This is a genomic window from Mycobacterium venezuelense (assembly GCF_054919535.1).
Window position 1 is genome coordinate 208979 of the sequence record NZ_JBONDW010000004.1, and the last position, 16614, is coordinate 225592.

Annotated in this window: 15 protein-coding genes and 2 tRNA genes; 11 read left to right on the forward strand and 6 right to left on the reverse strand. The window is 64.7% G+C overall.

Translation table 11 applies throughout. From position 1 onward, the window contains the following. Positions 1 to 8: 8 nt before the first annotated feature. The 4 genes from yidC to rpmH are packed head-to-tail and all read right to left on the reverse strand — an operon-like array spanning position 9 to position 1938. Positions 9 to 1148 carry a membrane protein insertase YidC gene (yidC, locus tag ACRCUN_RS08390; protein WP_462141168.1) on the reverse strand — a complete coding sequence of 380 codons (1140 nt, stop codon included), beginning with the start codon at positions 1146 to 1148 and terminating at the stop codon, positions 9 to 11. Continuing rightward, a complete protein-coding gene (yidD, locus tag ACRCUN_RS08395; RefSeq protein ID WP_462141169.1) occupies positions 1084 to 1398 on the reverse strand; it encodes a membrane protein insertion efficiency factor YidD in 315 nt (104 codons plus the stop codon). The genes yidC and yidD overlap by 65 nt, the downstream gene beginning before the upstream one ends. Further along, positions 1395 to 1763: a ribonuclease P protein component gene (gene rnpA, locus ACRCUN_RS08400; RefSeq protein WP_462141170.1), complete on the reverse strand. Its 369-nt coding sequence runs from the start codon at positions 1761 to 1763 to the stop codon at positions 1395 to 1397. Before rnpA ends, yidD begins: the two co-directional genes overlap by 4 nt. Positions 1764 to 1794: 31 nt before the next feature. Further along, positions 1795 to 1938 carry a 50S ribosomal protein L34 gene (gene rpmH / locus ACRCUN_RS08405; RefSeq protein ID WP_084356629.1) on the reverse strand — a complete coding sequence of 48 codons (144 nt, stop codon included), beginning with the start codon at positions 1936 to 1938 and terminating at the stop codon, positions 1795 to 1797. 501 nt (positions 1939 to 2439) lie between these two features. On the opposite strand from rpmH, the gene dnaA reads away from it, so the two are divergent. From dnaA to ACRCUN_RS08455, 10 genes are all read left to right on the forward strand, one after another. Further along, a complete protein-coding gene (dnaA, locus tag ACRCUN_RS08410) occupies positions 2440 to 3939 on the forward strand; it encodes a chromosomal replication initiator protein DnaA (RefSeq protein WP_462141171.1) in 1500 nt (499 codons plus the stop codon). Between the two features lie 549 nt (positions 3940 to 4488). Further along, a complete protein-coding gene (gene dnaN / locus ACRCUN_RS08415; RefSeq protein WP_462141172.1) occupies positions 4489 to 5682 on the forward strand; it encodes a DNA polymerase III subunit beta in 1194 nt (397 codons plus the stop codon). Between the two features lie 26 nt (positions 5683 to 5708). Next, positions 5709 to 6602, forward strand: coding sequence for a phosphogluconate dehydrogenase (NAD(+)-dependent, decarboxylating) (gnd, locus tag ACRCUN_RS08420; protein ID WP_462141173.1), 894 nt, complete (start codon positions 5709 to 5711; stop codon positions 6600 to 6602). Between the two features lie 2 nt (positions 6603 to 6604). Then, a complete protein-coding gene (recF, locus tag ACRCUN_RS08425) occupies positions 6605 to 7759 on the forward strand; it encodes a DNA replication/repair protein RecF (protein ID WP_462141174.1) in 1155 nt (384 codons plus the stop codon). Beyond that, the gene (locus ACRCUN_RS08430; protein ID WP_462141351.1) at positions 7759 to 8322 is read left to right on the forward strand and encodes a DUF721 family protein; all 564 of its coding nucleotides are present in this window, start codon (positions 7759 to 7761) and stop codon (positions 8320 to 8322) included. The genes recF and ACRCUN_RS08430 overlap by 1 nt, the downstream gene beginning before the upstream one ends. Before the next feature lie 219 nt (positions 8323 to 8541). Further along, positions 8542 to 10569 (forward strand): DNA topoisomerase (ATP-hydrolyzing) subunit B, encoded by a 2028-nt coding sequence (gyrB, locus tag ACRCUN_RS08435; protein ID WP_462141175.1) that lies wholly within the window; start codon positions 8542 to 8544, stop codon positions 10567 to 10569. 16 nt (positions 10570 to 10585) lie between these two features. Further along, positions 10586 to 13090: a DNA gyrase subunit A gene (gyrA, locus tag ACRCUN_RS08440; RefSeq protein ID WP_462141176.1), complete on the forward strand. Its 2505-nt coding sequence runs from the start codon at positions 10586 to 10588 to the stop codon at positions 13088 to 13090. Positions 13091 to 13143: 53 nt separating this feature from the next. Then, the gene (locus ACRCUN_RS08445) at positions 13144 to 14007 is read left to right on the forward strand and encodes a DUF3566 domain-containing protein (RefSeq protein ID WP_462141177.1); all 864 of its coding nucleotides are present in this window, start codon (positions 13144 to 13146) and stop codon (positions 14005 to 14007) included. A gap of 79 nt (positions 14008 to 14086) precedes the next feature. Then, a tRNA-Ile gene (locus ACRCUN_RS08450) sits at positions 14087 to 14160 on the forward strand. A 151-nt stretch (positions 14161 to 14311) separates the two neighbouring features. Continuing rightward, positions 14312 to 14384, forward strand: a tRNA-Ala gene (locus ACRCUN_RS08455). Positions 14385 to 14432: 48 nt separating this feature from the next. Here the strand turns inward: ACRCUN_RS08455 and ACRCUN_RS08460 are convergent. Beyond that, positions 14433 to 15566: a site-specific integrase gene (locus tag ACRCUN_RS08460; protein ID WP_462141178.1), complete on the reverse strand. Its 1134-nt coding sequence runs from the start codon at positions 15564 to 15566 to the stop codon at positions 14433 to 14435. Next, a complete protein-coding gene (locus ACRCUN_RS08465) occupies positions 15550 to 16230 on the reverse strand; it encodes a helix-turn-helix domain-containing protein (RefSeq protein WP_462141179.1) in 681 nt (226 codons plus the stop codon). Before ACRCUN_RS08465 ends, ACRCUN_RS08460 begins: the two co-directional genes overlap by 17 nt. Before the next feature lie 108 nt (positions 16231 to 16338). On the opposite strand from ACRCUN_RS08465, the gene ACRCUN_RS08470 reads away from it, so the two are divergent. Further along, on the forward strand, positions 16339 to 16596 hold the full coding sequence (locus ACRCUN_RS08470) for a helix-turn-helix domain-containing protein (RefSeq protein ID WP_462141180.1): 258 nt from the start codon (positions 16339 to 16341) through the stop codon (positions 16594 to 16596). Positions 16597 to 16614: the final 18 nt, after the last annotated feature.

Sequence of the window (16614 nt, forward strand, 5' to 3'; positions counted from 1 at the left end):
GGAACTGGTCAACGTTTCCGCTTCTTGGGGCGCGCGCCTGGCTTCGGCGTTCGGCTCACCGCCGTCGTGCCCGTGGTCTCTGTCTTCGCCTCATCGGTCTTGGCATCGTCGACTGAGCTCTCGACGTCAGCTGCTGTGCTCTCGACGTCGGGGGCCGACGGTGTGCCGGGTGTCTGCTTCCGAGGCCGGTTCGGCTTCGCACCCGGCGCCGGCGCATTTGCAGCACGGCGTTCGAGCGCTTCGGCCTTCTTCGCTTCCTCTTCCTTCTCGATCTTGCCGAACACGTAGTGCTGCTGGCCGTAGGTCCAGATGTTGTTGGCAAGCCAGTACATGATGACGGCGAGCGGAAGGAACGGACCGCCGACGACGACGCCGAGCGGGAACACGTACAGCGCGAGCTTGTTCATCATCGCGGTCTGCGGATTGGACGCGGCTTCGGCGCTCTGCCGCGCGACCGAGGCCCGGCTGTTGAAGTGCGTCGCGATGCCGGCCAGGATCATGATCGGCAATCCGACCGCGATCACCGCGACGCGATGGAACTCGGTGAAGGCCTCCAGACCGTGCTGCTGGATCATCGTGGCGCCCAGCGGGGCACCGAACAGATTCGCGTCCAGGAAGTGCCCGACGTCGGTCGCACTGAAGACGTAGTTGGGCAGGCTGCGGTTCTCCTCGACCGACAGTCCCAGTCTTCCGATGCCCGTCTGCGTGCGGTTGAACGACATCAGCACGTGATAGAGGCCGAGGAACACCGGCACCTGAGCGAGCATCGGCAGACAGCCCAGGATCGGATTGAATCCGTGCTCGCGCTGCAATTTCTGCATCTCGAGCGCCATCCGCTGGCGGTCCTTGCCGTACTTCTTCTGCAGCGCCTTGATCTGGGGCTGCAACTCCTGCATCTGACGCGTCGTGCGGATCTGCTTGACGAACGGCTTGTAGAGGATCGCGCGCAGCGTGAACACCAGGAACATCACCGACAGCGCCCAGGCGAAGAAGTTGGACGGGCCGAGTAGGAAGGCGAACGCCTTGTACCAAACCCACATGATCGCCGACACCGGGTAATAGATGATGTCGAGGCTGAACCAATTAAACACGCGACTTGCTCCTGACAGGGTCGGCGGCAGCTGTCTCACCGGAGATGCCGGACTCATGGGTGTGGGTGCAACGCTCCGGTATGGGGTCCCATCCTCCCCGATGCCACGGGCCGCACTTCAGCAGCCGGACTGTGGCAAGCCAACCGCCGCGGATCAACCCGTACTCGGTGAGAGCGTCGACCGCGTACTGGCTACACGTCGGCATGAATCGGCAAGTGGGTAGCCGCAAAGGCGAGATCGTGTGGCGGTAGAGCTGGATCAGGAAGATCAGGCCGCGGGCCACCCCGGTACCCGCGCGGCGAATCATGACGACGTCCCGCGCCGGGTGCCCGCGCGCTCATTGACCTTTTCGACGGCCCGACGCAGCTGGTGCTCCAAGCGTGGCGACAGCACGTCCCGGCTACCCGGTCGCGCACGGATGACCATCAGATCGCCGGGATGGAGGTCGGACAACACAGTGAGGGCCGCATGCCGCAAGCGACGCGACACCCGGTGGCGTTCCACGGCGTTACCTACTGACTTGGACACGATCAAGCCGATCCGCGGACCACTCTCGTCCATGTCGTTGCGCAACGCGTGCACCACAACATCAGGTTGCACAGCACGCACGCCACGACTGACGGTGGCACTAAACTCCGCGGACCGCCTCATCCGGTGTCGAGCCGGAAGCACCAGCGTCAAATTCTGCCGGAAAGCCGGAGAATCACGCAGTGAGCGCGCGACGGCCCTTGCTACGCCGGTTGGAGACGATGGCGCGGCCGGCGCGAGTGCGCATCCGCAGCCGGAACCCATGCACCCGCGCACGGCGGCGGTTGTTGGGCTGGAAGGTCCGCTTGCCCTTGGCCACGGCAGTATCTCCTTGTTCCGTATGGCATCCGCGACTCACCCACACTTTCGTGTCGGAAAGGCCCGGCTGCCCTTAATAAGCTCGTACGTCGTGCTTTACTTACCGGCGCGGTCGCAGGGATTCCCCGGGCGCAGCCGTATCGCCACGTGCGGGCGACTGGTCAAGGTTACTGACGAGAATTCGCTGGGTCAAACTGCTTCAACCCGCACGAAGTTACACCGGCGGATGTTGCAGAACTGTTGGCACTTCGACAGAAAACTGTTAGCTTCTGGCAATGCCGTTCCGCGCCAGGACCGGCCCCGGACAATGAATTGAGGACGTCGTCTCGCCGCTGACCGCTCAGCACGTGACGAGCCCGGCCCCGACGCCCTCGCTACAGACAACAGAGCGACGACGACTGTCCTTTCTCCACAAGCTGTGGATAAATATGTGGACAGTTCGTCATCGTTCTTTTGGTCGTCCCTGGGTCGACCTCCAGCACCTCAAAGGGGGTAACCGTCAGTGACTGCTGACCCCGACCCACCTTTCGTCGCCGTATGGAACAGCGTCGTCGCCGAACTCAACGGCGATCACGAAGGCGGCCGTCAAGGCGATCCGTCACTACCGGCCCTCACCCCGCAGCAAAGGGCCTGGCTCAAACTCGTCAAACCGCTCGTCATTGCCGAGGGGTTTGCTCTGCTGTCGGTTCCCACGCCATTCGTCCAGAACGAGATCGAACGTCACCTTCGCGAACCCATCGTCACGGCACTGAGCCGCAAGCTCGGCCAGCGAGTCGAACTCGGCGTCCGGATCGCGACACCGCCCGAGGAGCCCGACGACGCCGGCGCCGACGGCTCGCACGACGCGACTCCCCCACCGGCCGACACCGACGAGATCGATGACGACCGCGAAGCCAAGGTCAACGCCGAGGAGAGCTGGCCGACCTACTTCAGCAGCCCGCAGCAGGACCCGGCTACCGCCGACGCCAACGCGGTCAACCTCAACCGTCGCTATACGTTCGACACATTCGTCATCGGCGCATCCAACCGTTTCGCGCATGCCGCGACGCTGGCCATCGCCGAAGCGCCCGCCCGTGCCTACAACCCGTTGTTCATCTGGGGTGAATCGGGCCTCGGCAAGACGCATCTGCTGCACGCCGCCGGAAACTATGCGCAACGTCTCTTTCCCGGGATGCGGGTGAAGTACGTCTCCACCGAAGAGTTCACCAACGACTTCATCAACTCGCTTCGCGACGACCGCAAGGCGTCGTTCAAACGCAGTTACCGTGACATCGACATCCTGCTCGTCGACGACATCCAGTTCATCGAGGGCAAAGAAGGTATCCAGGAAGAGTTCTTCCACACCTTCAACACGCTGCACAACGCCAACAAGCAGATCGTCATCTCCTCGGACCGCCCACCCAAACAGCTCGCGACGCTCGAGGACCGGCTGCGCACCCGCTTCGAATGGGGTCTGATCACCGACGTTCAGCCGCCCGAGCTGGAGACCCGCATCGCGATCCTGCGCAAGAAAGCCCAGATGGACCGGCTCGACGTCCCCGACGACGTGCTCGAGCTCATCGCCAGCAGCATCGAGCGCAACATCCGCGAGCTCGAGGGTGCGCTGATCCGCGTGACGGCGTTCGCGTCCCTCAACAAGACGCGCATCGACAAGTCGCTCGCCGAAGTCGTGTTGCGCGACCTCATCGCCGACGCGACCACGATGCAGATCAGCACCGCGGCGATCATGGCTGCCACGGCCGAGTATTTCGAGACCACTGTCGAGGAACTGCGCGGCCCGGGTAAGACCCGTGCGCTGGCTCAGTCCCGCCAGATCGCCATGTACCTGTGCCGTGAGCTCACCGATCTGTCGCTGCCCAAGATCGGGCAGGCGTTCGGCCGCGATCACACCACGGTGATGTACGCCGAGAAGAAGATCCGCGGCGAGATGGCCGAGCGCCGTGAGGTCTTCGACCACGTCAAGGAACTCACCACCCGTATCCGCCAACGCGCCAAGCGTTGAGCTTCGGCGCCCGTCCGGCGTCTCACATTGTGGTTACCAGAACCTGTCCGGCGAAAATTCTGCGAACAACTTCCGCCCCAACGGCGTCAGTTGTCACACTCGAGCACTGTGGATGGCGCTGTGTACAACCTGCGGGCAAACCACAGGATGAACGTCGAATCGATCCACACGGGCCCGGCTGTACACAGACCGACTCACAACGACGCCCGGCACTCCACAGCCGACTCACATCGCGACACACCGGCCATACTGGGCAAACCACACTTGATCCCCAGAATCCACAGCACCTAATACTGTTACTCAAATATCTTCCTAGGATTCTCTTTAGAAGAAGCACCTTGGGGAGATCCGGCCCGCCGGGTGCGCGGCCGGCTCAGCGCACGCCGATGTCAGCCCGATCGATTAGCTTTCAAGTTGGTGCGGAAAGCTCTACGGTGGTTCATCGACGGCGCTTCCCGACCGTGTCATTCAGCGATTCGCTGCTTGATGGGGTCTTGGGAACGCGCTGGTAGAGCTCATTGCGGGGATTATCGAAGGGGCGCATAGGACGTGGCGACGACGACGGCTGGGCTGACCGACTTGAAGTTTCGCGTCGTGCGCGAAGACTTCGCGGACGCGGTGGCCTGGGTGGCCCGTAACCTCCCGACCCGGCCGACCATTCCGGTGCTCGCCGGGGTGTTGCTGACCGGTACCGAGGACGGGTTGACCATCTCGGGATTCGACTACGAAGTATCGGCCGAGGTGCAGGTCGCTGCTGAAATCGCTTCTGCCGGAAGCGTTTTGGTTTCCGGTCGGCTGCTGTCCGACATCACCAAGGCGTTGCCGGCCAAGCCGGTGGAGGTCAGCGTCGAGGGCACCAGGGTTGCCCTGACCTGCGGCAGTGCGCGGTTCTCGCTGCCGACCCTGGCGGTCGAGGATTACCCCGCGCTGCCTGCCCTTCCCGACGAGACCGGCGTCGTGTCGGCCGACCTGTTCGCCGAGGCCATCGGCCAGGTCGCCGTGGCGGCAGGCCGCGACGACACCCTGCCGATGTTGACCGGCATCCGGGTGGAGATCTCGGGCGAGTCCGTCGTTTTGGCGGCCACCGACCGGTTCCGCCTCGCGGTGCGCGAGCTCACCTGGGCGACGACGGCCGGCGACGTCGAAGCGGCAGTGCTTGTCCCGGCGAAAACACTGGCCGAAGCGGCCAAAGCCGGCACGGACGGTACGCAGGTTCACCTCGCACTCGGTTCGGGCGCCGCGGTCGGCAAGGATGGGCTGCTCGGTATCCGCAGTGACGGCAAGCGCAGCACCACCCGACTCCTCGACGCCGAATTCCCGAAGTTCCGCCAGCTGTTGCCGACCGAGCACACCGCGGTCGCCACGATCGGAGTCGCAGAGCTCACCGAAGCGATCAAGCGTGTCGCGCTGGTCGCCGATCGCGGTGCCCAGATCCGCATGGAATTCAGCGACGACGTGCTGCGGCTGTCTGCCGGCGCAGACGACGTGGGCCGTGCCGAAGAGGATCTGCCGGTCTCGTTCGCCGGTGAACCGCTCACCATCGCGTTCAACCCCACTTACCTCACCGACGGTCTGGGTTCGTTGCATTCCGAACGCGTGACATTCGGTTTCACGACACCGAGCCGTCCCGCGGTGTTGCGGCCCGCGGGCGAGGATGATGGCACGGGCGGTGGTTCGGGTCCGTTCCCGGCTGCCCAAACCGATTACGTCTATCTGTTGATGCCGGTGCGCCTACCTGGCTGACCGGCCTGCCGAGAAGAGGGGCGCACATGCAACTGGGGTTAGTCGGCCTGGGCAAGATGGGCTTCAACATGCGCGAGCGCCTGCGTGAGGGTGGTCATGAGGTCATCGGCTACGACCCCCGCCCCGAGGTCACCGATGTCGCGAATCTGGCTGAGCTGGCCGCAGCGCTGACCGCGCCGCGCGTGGTGTGGGTCATGGTGCCGTCGGGGACCATCACCCACAGCACGATCGTCGAGCTTTCCGGCGTGCTCAGTGCGGGTGATCTGGTTATCGACGGCGGCAACTCGCGTTATACCGAGGATGGGCCGCACGCAAAACTGTTGGGCGACAAGGGTATTTCGTTCGTCGACGCGGGTGTGTCGGGCGGCGTGTGGGGTCTGACCGAAGGCTATGGCTTGATGGTGGGCGGCAGCGATGCCGACGTGGCGCGTGCCATGCCGATCTTCGACACGCTGCGCCCGCCCGGGGACCTAGCGGACGGATTCGTGCACGCCGGGCCGGTGGGTGCCGGCCATTACGCCAAGATGGTGCACAACGGCATCGAGTACGGGCTGATGCACGCCTACGCCGAGGGCTATGAGTTGTTGGCCGCAGAAGACCTCATCGCCGATCCCCAGGCGGTCATCCAGGCCTGGTCCAACGGCACCGTGGTGCGGTCGTGGCTGCAGGAGCTGCTGGCCAAGGCGCTCAAGGAAGACCCGGGTTTCGCCGAGATCAGTGGCTACACCGAGGATTCGGGTGAAGGCCGGTGGACCGTGGAAGAGGCCATCGCCCATCGGGTCCCGATGCCGGTGATCGCGGCGTCGTTGTTCGCGCGATTTGCCTCGAGGCAGGAGGACTCGCCCACGATGAAGGCGGTCTCGGCGCTGCGCAACCAGTTCGGCGGGCATGCCGTCAAGAGGATCAGCGAGTCGGGTTAACCGTGCATGTACGTCACCTGGGACTGACCGACTTCCGTTCCTGGGCACACGTCGAACTGGACCTCGAGCCCGGCCGGACGGTGTTCGTCGGGCCGAACGGGTTCGGCAAAACTAATCTCGTTGAAGCACTGTGGTATTCGGCCACGCTCGGGTCGCATCGGGTGGCGTCTGACGCGCCGCTGGTCCGCGCGGGCGCCGAGCGTGCGATCGTGTCGACCATCGTCGTGAACGAGGGTCGTGAGCTCGCGGTGGATCTCGAGATCACGAGCGGGCGGGCCAACAAGGCGCGTTTGAACCGTTCCCCGGTGCGCAGTGCCCGCGAGATCCTCGGTGTGCTGCGCGCGGTGTTGTTCAGTCCGGAGGATCTGGCGTTGGTGCGCGGGGACCCCGGTGACCGCCGCCGCTATCTCGACGAACTCGCGACGACGCGGCGCCCGTCGATCGCCGGGGTGCGCGCCGACTACGAGAAAGTGGTGCGCCAGCGGACGGCCCTGTTGAAAACCGCTGCGGGGGCACGCTATCGGGGCGATCGCAGCGTGCTCGACACACTCGACGTGTGGGATGGGCATCTCGCCGCGCACGGGGCCGCACTGATCGCGGCCCGGGTTGGCCTGGTCGAGCAGCTCCATCCCGAGGTGGAAAAGGCCTATCAACTGTTGGCTCCGGCGTCGCGGCCCGCGGCGATTCGCTACCGCAGCAGCGTCGAGGCGATCGAGAATGCGCCCGCGGGGGAAGGTGTGGAGTTCTACGAGGCCGCGCTGCTCGACGCGTTGGCCAGACGGCGCGACGCCGAATTGGAGCGGGGCGTGTGCCTGGTCGGCCCACACCGCGATGATCTCGAGCTCAGGCTCGGCGATCAGCCGGCGAAAGGCTTTGCGAGTCACGGAGAATCGTGGTCGATGGCGCTCGCGTTGCGGCTGGGCGCGTATGAGTTGTTGCGCAGCGATGGCGCTGATCCGGTGCTCCTGCTCGATGACGTGTTCGCCGAACTCGACACCGCGCGGCGGCGTGCGCTCGCCACGGTGGCCGGGGCGGCCGAGCAGGTGTTGGTGACCGCCGCGGTGGCTGAAGACATTCCGGAGGATTGGGATGCCCGCCGGATCGCGATCCGGATGACAGAAGAAGACGGCGGACGGGTTTCGGAGGTGAGTTCGTGATCGACGACGGCGACGACACCGCACAGACGTTTCCCCCTGACCATCTCGCCGGGCTGCGCGGTATGGATCTGGTGCGCCGGACCCTCGAGGAAGCTCGTGGCGCCGCGCGGAGTCAGGGTAAGGATGTCGGCCGCGGCCGCAGCGCGCCGGTACGGCGCGTGGCAGGCGCGGGCCGTCGGCGCGCGTGGTCGGGTCCGGGTCCGGATGTGCGCGACCCGCAGCTGCTCGGTGCCGCAACACAGGACCTCGCGAAGTCGCGCGGCTGGTCGTCACGCGTCGCCGAGGGATCGGTTTTCGGCCGGTGGCGTTCGGTGGTCGGAGACCAGATCGCCGAACACGCCAATCCCACGGCGCTGCACGAGGGGGTGCTGACGGTATCGGCCGAATCGACGGCGTGGGCGACGCAACTGCGGATGGTGCAGGCGCAACTGCTGGCCAAGATCGCGGCGGCCGTTGGTGACGGCGTGGTCACGTCGCTCAAGATCATCGGTCCGGTGGGTCCGTCGTGGCGCAAAGGTCCGTACCACATCGCCGGCCGTGGCCCGCGTGACACGTACGGCTAGCCGCGCCTGAGGTTCCGCTGAGAGGGCCGAGGCCGTCAGCAGGGACTCCCTGAAGCGTCCTCACGCACCGGACTCCGAGAAATTCCGTGCACGGCGCAATCAGATGGTCAGAAACGCCGCTACAGAATCGGTCCTGTCCGAATGTGACGGTAGACTGTTCGACGGATCTCAGGCGGTATGTGTACCGCCTCCCGTGAACCCCAAGGAGACGCGTCCGACGTGGCTGCCCAGAAGAACAATGCGCCCAAGGAATACGGCGCCGACTCCATCACCATCCTCGAGGGGTTGGAAGCGGTCCGCAAACGTCCGGGTATGTACATCGGCTCCACCGGTGAACGTGGCCTACATCATCTTATCTGGGAGGTTGTCGACAACGCGGTCGACGAGGCCATGGCCGGGTACGCGTCCCGTGTCGACGTCAAAATCCTCGGCGACGGCAGTGTCGAGGTCACCGACGATGGCCGCGGCATCCCCGTCGCGATGCACGCCACCGGTGTGCCCACCGTCGATGTCGTGATGACCCAGCTGCACGCGGGCGGCAAGTTCGACGGTGAGACGTATGCCGTTTCTGGTGGTCTGCACGGTGTGGGTGTGTCGGTGGTCAACGCCCTGTCCACGCGCCTCGAGGTCAAGATCCTGCGCGACGGCTACGAGTGGTTCCAGTACTACGACAAATCGGTGCCCGGCACCCTCAAGCAGGGCGGTGAGACGAAGAAGACGGGTACGACGGTCCGGTTCTGGGCCGATCCCGAGATCTTCGAGACCACGGACTACAACTTCGAGACGGTCGCGCGCCGCCTACAGGAGATGGCGTTCCTCAACAAGGGCCTGACCATCGAGTTCACCGACGAACGGGTCGCCGCCGAAGAGGTTGTCGACGAGGTCGTGAGCGACACGGCCGACGCGCCGAAGTCCGCGGATGAGAAGGCAGCCGAGGCGGCAGGCCCGCACAAGGTCAAGCACCGCGTCTTCCACTATCCCGGCGGGCTGGTCGATTACGTCAAGCACATCAATCGGACTAAAACCCCGATCCAGCAGAGCATCATCGACTTCGGCGGCAAGGGCACCGGTCACGAGGTCGAGATCGCGATGCAGTGGAACGCCGGGTACTCGGAGTCGGTTCACACATTCGCCAACACGATCAACACCCATGAAGGTGGCACCCACGAAGAGGGCTTCCGGACGGCGTTGACGAGCGTGGTCAACAAGTACGCCAAGGACAAGAAGCTCCTCAAGGACAAAGACCCCAACCTCACCGGTGACGACATCCGCGAAGGCCTGGCCGCCGTGATCTCGGTGAAGGTCGCCGAGCCGCAGTTCGAGGGCCAGACGAAGACCAAGCTCGGCAACACCGAGGTGAAGTCGTTCGTCCAGCGAATCTGCAACGAGCAGCTGCAGCACTGGTTCGAGGCGAATCCCGCCGAGGCGAAAACCGTTGTCAACAAAGCGGTTTCGTCGGCACAAGCGCGCATCGCGGCCCGTAAGGCCCGGGAATTGGTGCGCCGCAAGAGCGCGACCGACATCGGCGGCCTGCCCGGCAAGCTCGCCGACTGCCGGTCGACCGATCCAAGCAAGTCCGAACTGTATGTCGTGGAGGGCGATTCGGCGGGTGGCTCGGCCAAGAGCGGCCGCGACTCGATGTTCCAGGCGATCCTGCCGCTGCGCGGCAAGATCATCAACGTCGAGAAGGCCCGCATCGACCGCGTGTTGAAGAACACCGAAGTCCAGTCCATCATCACGGCGCTGGGCACCGGTATCCACGACGAGTTCGACATCTCGAAGCTGCGCTACCACAAGATCGTGCTGATGGCCGACGCCGACGTGGACGGCCAGCACATCTCGACGCTGCTGCTGACCCTGCTGTTCCGGTTCATGAAGCCGCTGATCGAGAACGGCCACGTCTTCCTGGCACAGCCGCCGCTGTACAAGCTGAAGTGGCAGCGGCAGGAGCCCGAGTTCGCCTACTCCGACCGTGAGCGGGATGCCCTGCTGGAAGCCGGAAAAGCTGCCGGCAAGCGCATCAACGTGGACGACGGTATTCAGCGCTACAAGGGTCTCGGCGAGATGGACGCCAAGGAACTCTGGGAAACCACAATGGATCCGACCGTGCGGGTACTGCGGATGGTCACTCTCGACGACGCCGCCGCGGCAGACGAACTGTTCTCCATTCTGATGGGCGAAGACGTCGAAGCGCGCCGGAGCTTCATCACCCGTAACGCCAAAGACGTTCGCTTTCTTGACGTTTAACTGACACGAGGAACACATGACTGACACCACGTTGCCTCCAGGCGACGGCGCCTCGGACCGGATCGAACCGGTCGACATCCAGCAGGAGATGCAGCGCAGCTACATCGACTACGCCATGAGCGTGATCGTCGGCCGCGCGCTGCCCGAGGTGCGCGACGGTCTGAAGCCGGTGCACCGCCGGGTGCTCTATGCGATGTACGACTCCGGGTTCCGCCCGGACCGCAGCCACGCGAAATCCGCACGGTCCGTTGCCGAGACGATGGGCAACTACCACCCGCACGGCGATGCGTCGATCTACGGCACGCTGGTCCGCATGGCCCAGCCGTGGTCACTGCGCTACCCGCTGGTCGATGGCCAGGGCAACTTCGGCTCGCCGGGTAACGACCCGCCGGCGGCGATGCGCTACACCGAAGCGCGCCTCACTCCGTTGGCGATGGAGATGTTGCGGGAAATCGACGAGGAGACAGTCGATTTCATTCCGAACTATGACGGCCGGGTGCAGGAGCCCACGGTTCTGCCGAGCCGGTTCCCGAACCTGCTCGCCAACGGTTCGGGCGGCATCGCCGTCGGTATGGCCACCAACATCCCGCCGCACAACCTGCGTGAGCTGGCCGAGGCGGTGTACTGGTGCCTGGACAACTACGAGGCCGACGAAGAAGCGACGTTGGCCGCGGTCACCGAACGCGTCAAGGGACCCGACTTCCCCACCCACGGCTTGATCGTGGGCTCGCAGGGCATCGAGGACACTTACAAGACCGGGCGGGGCTCGATCAAGATGCGCGGTGTCGTCGAGATCGAAGAGGACAGCCGTGGCCGCACGGGCATCGTCATCACCGAGCTGCCCTACCAGGTCAACCACGACAACTTCATCACGTCGATCGCCGAGCAGGTCCGCGACGGCAAACTGGCAGGCATCTCCAACATCGAAGACCAGTCCAGTGACCGGGTCGGTCTGCGAATTGTGGTGGAGCTCAAGCGAGATGCCGTCGCGAAGGTGGTACTGAACAACCTCTACAAGCACACCCAGCTGCAGACCAGTTTCGGTGCCAACATGTTGTCGATCGTCGACGGGGTGCCGCGCACACTGCGTCTGGACCAGTTGATCCGGCTGTATGTCGACCATCAACTCGATGTCATCGTGCGCCGCACCCGCTACCGGTTGCGCAAGGCCAATGAGCGGGCCCACATCCTGCGTGGTCTGGTCAAGGCGCTCGACGCGCTCGACGAGGTGATCGCGTTGATCCGGGCGTCACAGACCGTCGACATCGCCAGGGCCGGCCTGATCGAGCTGCTCGACATCGACGACATCCAGGCCCAGGCCATCCTCGATATGCAGCTGCGCCGGTTGGCAGCCCTCGAGCGGCAGAAGATCGTCGACGATCTGGCCAAGATCGAGGCCGAGATCGCCGACCTCGAGGACATCCTGGCCAAGCCGGAACGGCAACGGGCCATCGTGCGCGACGAGCTCGCCGAGATCGTCGAGAAGCACGGGGACGACCGTCGTACCCGGATCGTGCCTGCCGACGGCGAGGTGTCCGACGAGGACCTGATCGCGCGCGAGGACGTGGTCGTCACGATCACCGAGACCGGCTACGCCAAACGCACCAAGACCGATCTGTACCGCAGCCAGAAGCGGGGCGGTAAGGGCGTGCAGGGTGCCGGGCTCAAGGCCGACGACATCGTCAACCACTTCTTCGTCTGCTCGACCCACGACTGGATCCTGTTCTTCACCACGCAGGGTCGCGTCTACCGGGCGAAGGCCTACGACCTGCCGGAGGCCTCGCGCACCGCGCGTGGCCAGCACGTCGCCAACCTGCTAGCCTTCCAGCCGGAGGAGCGCATCGCCCAGGTCATCCAGCTCCAGTCCTATGAGGATGCGCCGTATCTGGTGCTCGCGACCCGCAACGGCCTGGTGAAGAAATCCAAGCTGGTCGACTTCGACTCCAACCGCTCGGGCGGCATCGTCGCGGTCAATCTGCGGGACGGCGACGAACTGGTCGGCGCGGTGCTGTGCTCGGCCGAGGACGACCTGCTGCTCGTGTCGGCCAAGGGGCAGTCGATCCGCTTCTCGGCGACCGACGAGGCGTTGCGGCCGATGGGGCGCGCAACATCCGGTGTCCAGGGCATGCGGTTCAACGAAGAGGACCGGTTGCTGTCGCTCAACGTGGTCCGCCCCGACACGTACCTGCTGGTCGCGACGTCGGGTGGCTACGCCAAGCGCACCGCGATCGAGGAGTACACGGTGCAGGGGCGTGGCGGCAAAGGCATCCTGACGATTCAGTACGACCGCAAACGTGGCAGTCTGGTCGGAGCGCTGATCGTCGACGATGACACTGAGCTGTACGCCATCACGTCGGGAGGCGGTGTCATCCGGACCGCTGCACGTCAGGTGCGCAAGGCAGGACGCCAAACCAAGGGGGTCCGCTTGATGAACCTGGGTGAGGGCGACACACTGATTGCGGTTGCGCGCAACGCCGAGGAGGGCCCGGATGCGGAAGGCGCCGAGTCCGACGAGTCGTGAGGAAAGTCGCTGGGGTCCGACCGGACTCTCGGCCTGAGCTAAGGAGCTGTTAGGTGAGTTCACCGAGCGAGCCGGGCTACCCGCGTGCGGGCGACCGGCCGGGCAGCAGCACCAACGGCTCGGCGCCAGGGGGCGAGGTCGGCGCTGCGGGTAACGCCGCATCGCGTGCGGGCGGGCACATCACCGATTCGGGGGATGTGCCGCCATGGCAGCGCGGGACCTCTCGCACCGCTCAGCAGCCGCCTGCGGAGACGCGGGGCGACGGGCCCCGCGGCGCGGGCGGCCACTCCCCCGGCGGTGACGCCAGGGCGCAGCGATTCGTCTCGGGATCGGAGACCGAAACCGAGCAGCAGTCGCGCCCGGCACCGCGCCCCGAGCCACGAAACGAGCCGCGCAACGAGCATGTGCGGCCCGAGGCGTACGCCAGTGAGTTGCCGGACCTCTCCGGTCCCGTTCCCCGGCCGCCACAGCGCAAGACCGGCAACGACAACGCGCGGTCGTCGGGCACGCCCACCACGCGTATCCAGGTCGCCAACCGTCCGCAGCCGACCGGCCCGGTGCGGGCCAGCATGCAGATCCGCCGAGTCGACCCGTGGACCGTGCTGAAGGTGTCGCTCGTCTTGTCGGTGGTGCTGTTCTTCGTGTGGATGATCGCGGTGGCGTTCCTCTATCTCGTGCTCGGCGGGATGGGCGTGTGGAGCAAGCTCAACAGCAACGTCGGCGACCTGCTGACCAGCGCGAGCGGCAGCACCGGCGGCGAACTCGTCTCCAGCGGGACGATCTTCGGCGGCGCGGCGCTGATCGGTCTGGTGAACATCGTCGTGCTCAGTGCGATGGCCACGATCGGTGCGTTCATCTACAACCTCACCACCGATCTCGTGGGCGGTGTCGAAGTGACGCTGGCCGATCGGGATTGATGCCGGCGCATCCGACGTAACCGATTTGGGTAGCCGACCACCAGTGAGGTAATCTCGTCGCTCGGTCGTTCCCAATTTCGGGCCTATAGCTCAGGCGGTTAGAGCGCTTCGCTGATAACGAAGAGGTCGGAGGTTCGAGTCCTCCTAGGCCCACGAAGCCGGCAATGCCGGCGATCACCGAGAGGGTGCGCCATGCGGTTCGTGGTTCTGGCTGTAGTCGTGGCCGCAGCGGTGATCGTGTGGCGATCACGGCACGGCGACGAAGTTTGGCACGAGGCGGCGTAGCCCGCCTCAGGCCGGTCGAGGGGCCTTAGCTCAGTTGGTAGAGCGCTGCCTTTGCAAGGCAGATGTCAGGAGTTCGAATCTCCTAGGCTCCACAAGGAAAGTTGCAGGTCAGGCCCTATACGGTCTGGCCTGCTTTTGCGTTAGGCGGCGTCCGTGCCCACACTTTGCCCACAATCACGAGTTAACAGCTGATTGATAGCGATACCAACAGCCTCGACATCCGACCCGTACAGATGCCCGTAACGGTCCAGCGTCAGGGCCGCCGACTCGTGGCCAAGCATGTTCTGCAGGCTCTTGATGTTCGCCCCGGCCTGGATCGCCAACGATGCTGCCGTGTGGCGCAACTCATGGATCTTGAACTCGTAGACCGTGACCTTCTCACCGCCCGCGTTCATCACGATCCTCGGGAACAGCTGAGCCTCGGTCACGGCATCGGACCACCATCGGCGCCGCACGTTCGTCCCCCGCATGTGCCCACCGGTCGTGTCCGGGAACACCAGCGCATCCGCCGGCCCCGGCGTCAGCAGGTCCCCCACGAACTCCGACAGGCTGACCGTGCGGCCCTTGCCACCCTTCGGTGTACCGACGACGAACTTGCTGTCCACGAGCGTCACCGACCGCCGCACCGAGACGGACTTCTTGTCGAGATCTACATCTCGCCATCGAAGCTCGGCCACCTCACCAAACCGCAGCCCGCACGTCCCCAGCACGTACACCAACGCCCGATTCTTACCAGCGGCGTCAGCGAGCGCGTGCAGCTGGTCCAGGGTCAGGAACCTCTGCTCAACCGTGCCGACCGCAGGCAGCTCCACCCCATCGACCGGATTGAGCACCAACCGGTTATCGGCAACCGCCATCGCGAGCACCTGGCGCAGAACGCCGATCGTCTTGTGCACCGAAGCCGGCGCATGGTCGGCACTCAACTCGGCCACCCAATCCCGGACCAGCTGACGTGAGATGTCCCCTAGGGCGACATCGGCATGACTGGCGATGAACGTATCCACGACGACCCGATATCGGGCGTGAGTCGAAGGCTTCAGGTTGTGCTTCGACCCCAGCCACTCCCCCGCGTACTCCCCGAGCTTCACCCGACCAGCGGCCGGCGCAACATACGCCCCACGGCGCTTGTCGACCTCCAGCTGATTGGCGAACGCCTCAGCGTCCCGCTTCGTCTTGAACCCACGTTTGTCGGTCTGGCGGCGGTCCGGCGTCCGGTACCGAACGCGGTAACGGATAGTTCCGCTTGATGTCTGGTACTTACTGATCGTCGCCATCACGCCACCTCTGGAGTTCAGCTTTTAGTTCCCGAGCCTCTCGGCCTTTTCGTTGGGGATTGGCATCCGGGCCGGATCTGCTGTCGCGTTCAGCGACGAAAGTTTGGCCCCATAGCTGAGACATAGCGAGCGCTCCGACGAGCCGGCTTAAGCCGACGGACTTCACAATCTTGAAATCGGCATCGGCGAAGTCCGCCGCAAGACGGCTCGCTGCACGTACGTCGTCACCGGTGGCCGATCGCCTGAGTCCAGTCAGTTCTTCGCTCAGAGTTATGGCGGCCGCATCGAGCAGGTCAGTCAGTTCTCGCTGTCCCTGTACTCGGTCCGACGCCGTTGATTGCACGGCGTGGCCCGCGAGAACAGCGCGCACCTTGGAGAGCTCGAACGTCACGTTGTCTGTGATGATTACTCGGCCTGATCCCTGGAATAGATCGGCGAGGGTTAGGCGCGTTCCAATGAGGCCGCCGAGTATGTCGGCGACGGCCAAAAGTGTTGGCAGTGTGGGGCTTACGCGACCGGACTCAAATGCTCCGACGCGACCGGTATTCCATGCCAGCCCGTAAGCCGTCGCAGCCTTCGCGACCTCGGCGAGCGTCACGCCAGCCGACTTACGAATCGACTGCGCGTTTCGTCCCGCGACGACGGCGATCTGCTCAGGCTCCACGACACGTCAGCTTATCTCATATGCGATGACTTGACGGACGACAGACTGTGTGGTCGAATCGTGAAGTCGTAAGATTTACGATGACCTGACCTGAGGAGCAACCCTCATATGAGCCCACCGAGCCCGTCACCCTTGATCCAAAAACTCTGCGAGGAACTGAATCGCCAACTGTCGGTCGACGTTCTACCCCCAGTCGCGACCAGCCGACAGGTAGCGGCCGTGATCGGGACCAGCGAGGCAGCTCTGAGCCAAGAGCGCTACCAGCACAAGGGAATTCCGTACACCAAGATCGGTCGCCGCGTTCGGTACCTGCGGTCGGATGTGATCGAGTTCCTGGCCGCCAACCGTGTCGAGGGTGCGGCCTAAATGTCACCACCAGCCCTC

Bases quoted from the DNA above. Each gene is read 5' to 3' on its own strand.
- yidD (WP_462141169.1), bottom strand. From the start codon at position 1,398: ATGATTCGCCGCGCGGGTACCGGGGTGGCCCGCGGCCTGATCTTCCTG.
- ACRCUN_RS08460 (WP_462141178.1), bottom strand. From the start codon at position 15,566: ATGGCGACGATCAGTAAGTACCAGACATCAAGCGGAACTATCCGTTAC.
- gnd (WP_462141173.1), top strand. From the start codon at position 5,709: ATGCAACTGGGGTTAGTCGGCCTGGGCAAGATGGGCTTCAACATGCGC.
- yidC (WP_462141168.1), bottom strand. From the start codon at position 1,148: ATGAGTCCGGCATCTCCGGTGAGACAGCTGCCGCCGACCCTGTCAGGA.
- ACRCUN_RS08470 (WP_462141180.1), top strand. From the start codon at position 16,339: ATGAGCCCACCGAGCCCGTCACCCTTGATCCAAAAACTCTGCGAGGAA.
- gyrA (WP_462141176.1), top strand. From the start codon at position 10,586: ATGACTGACACCACGTTGCCTCCAGGCGACGGCGCCTCGGACCGGATC.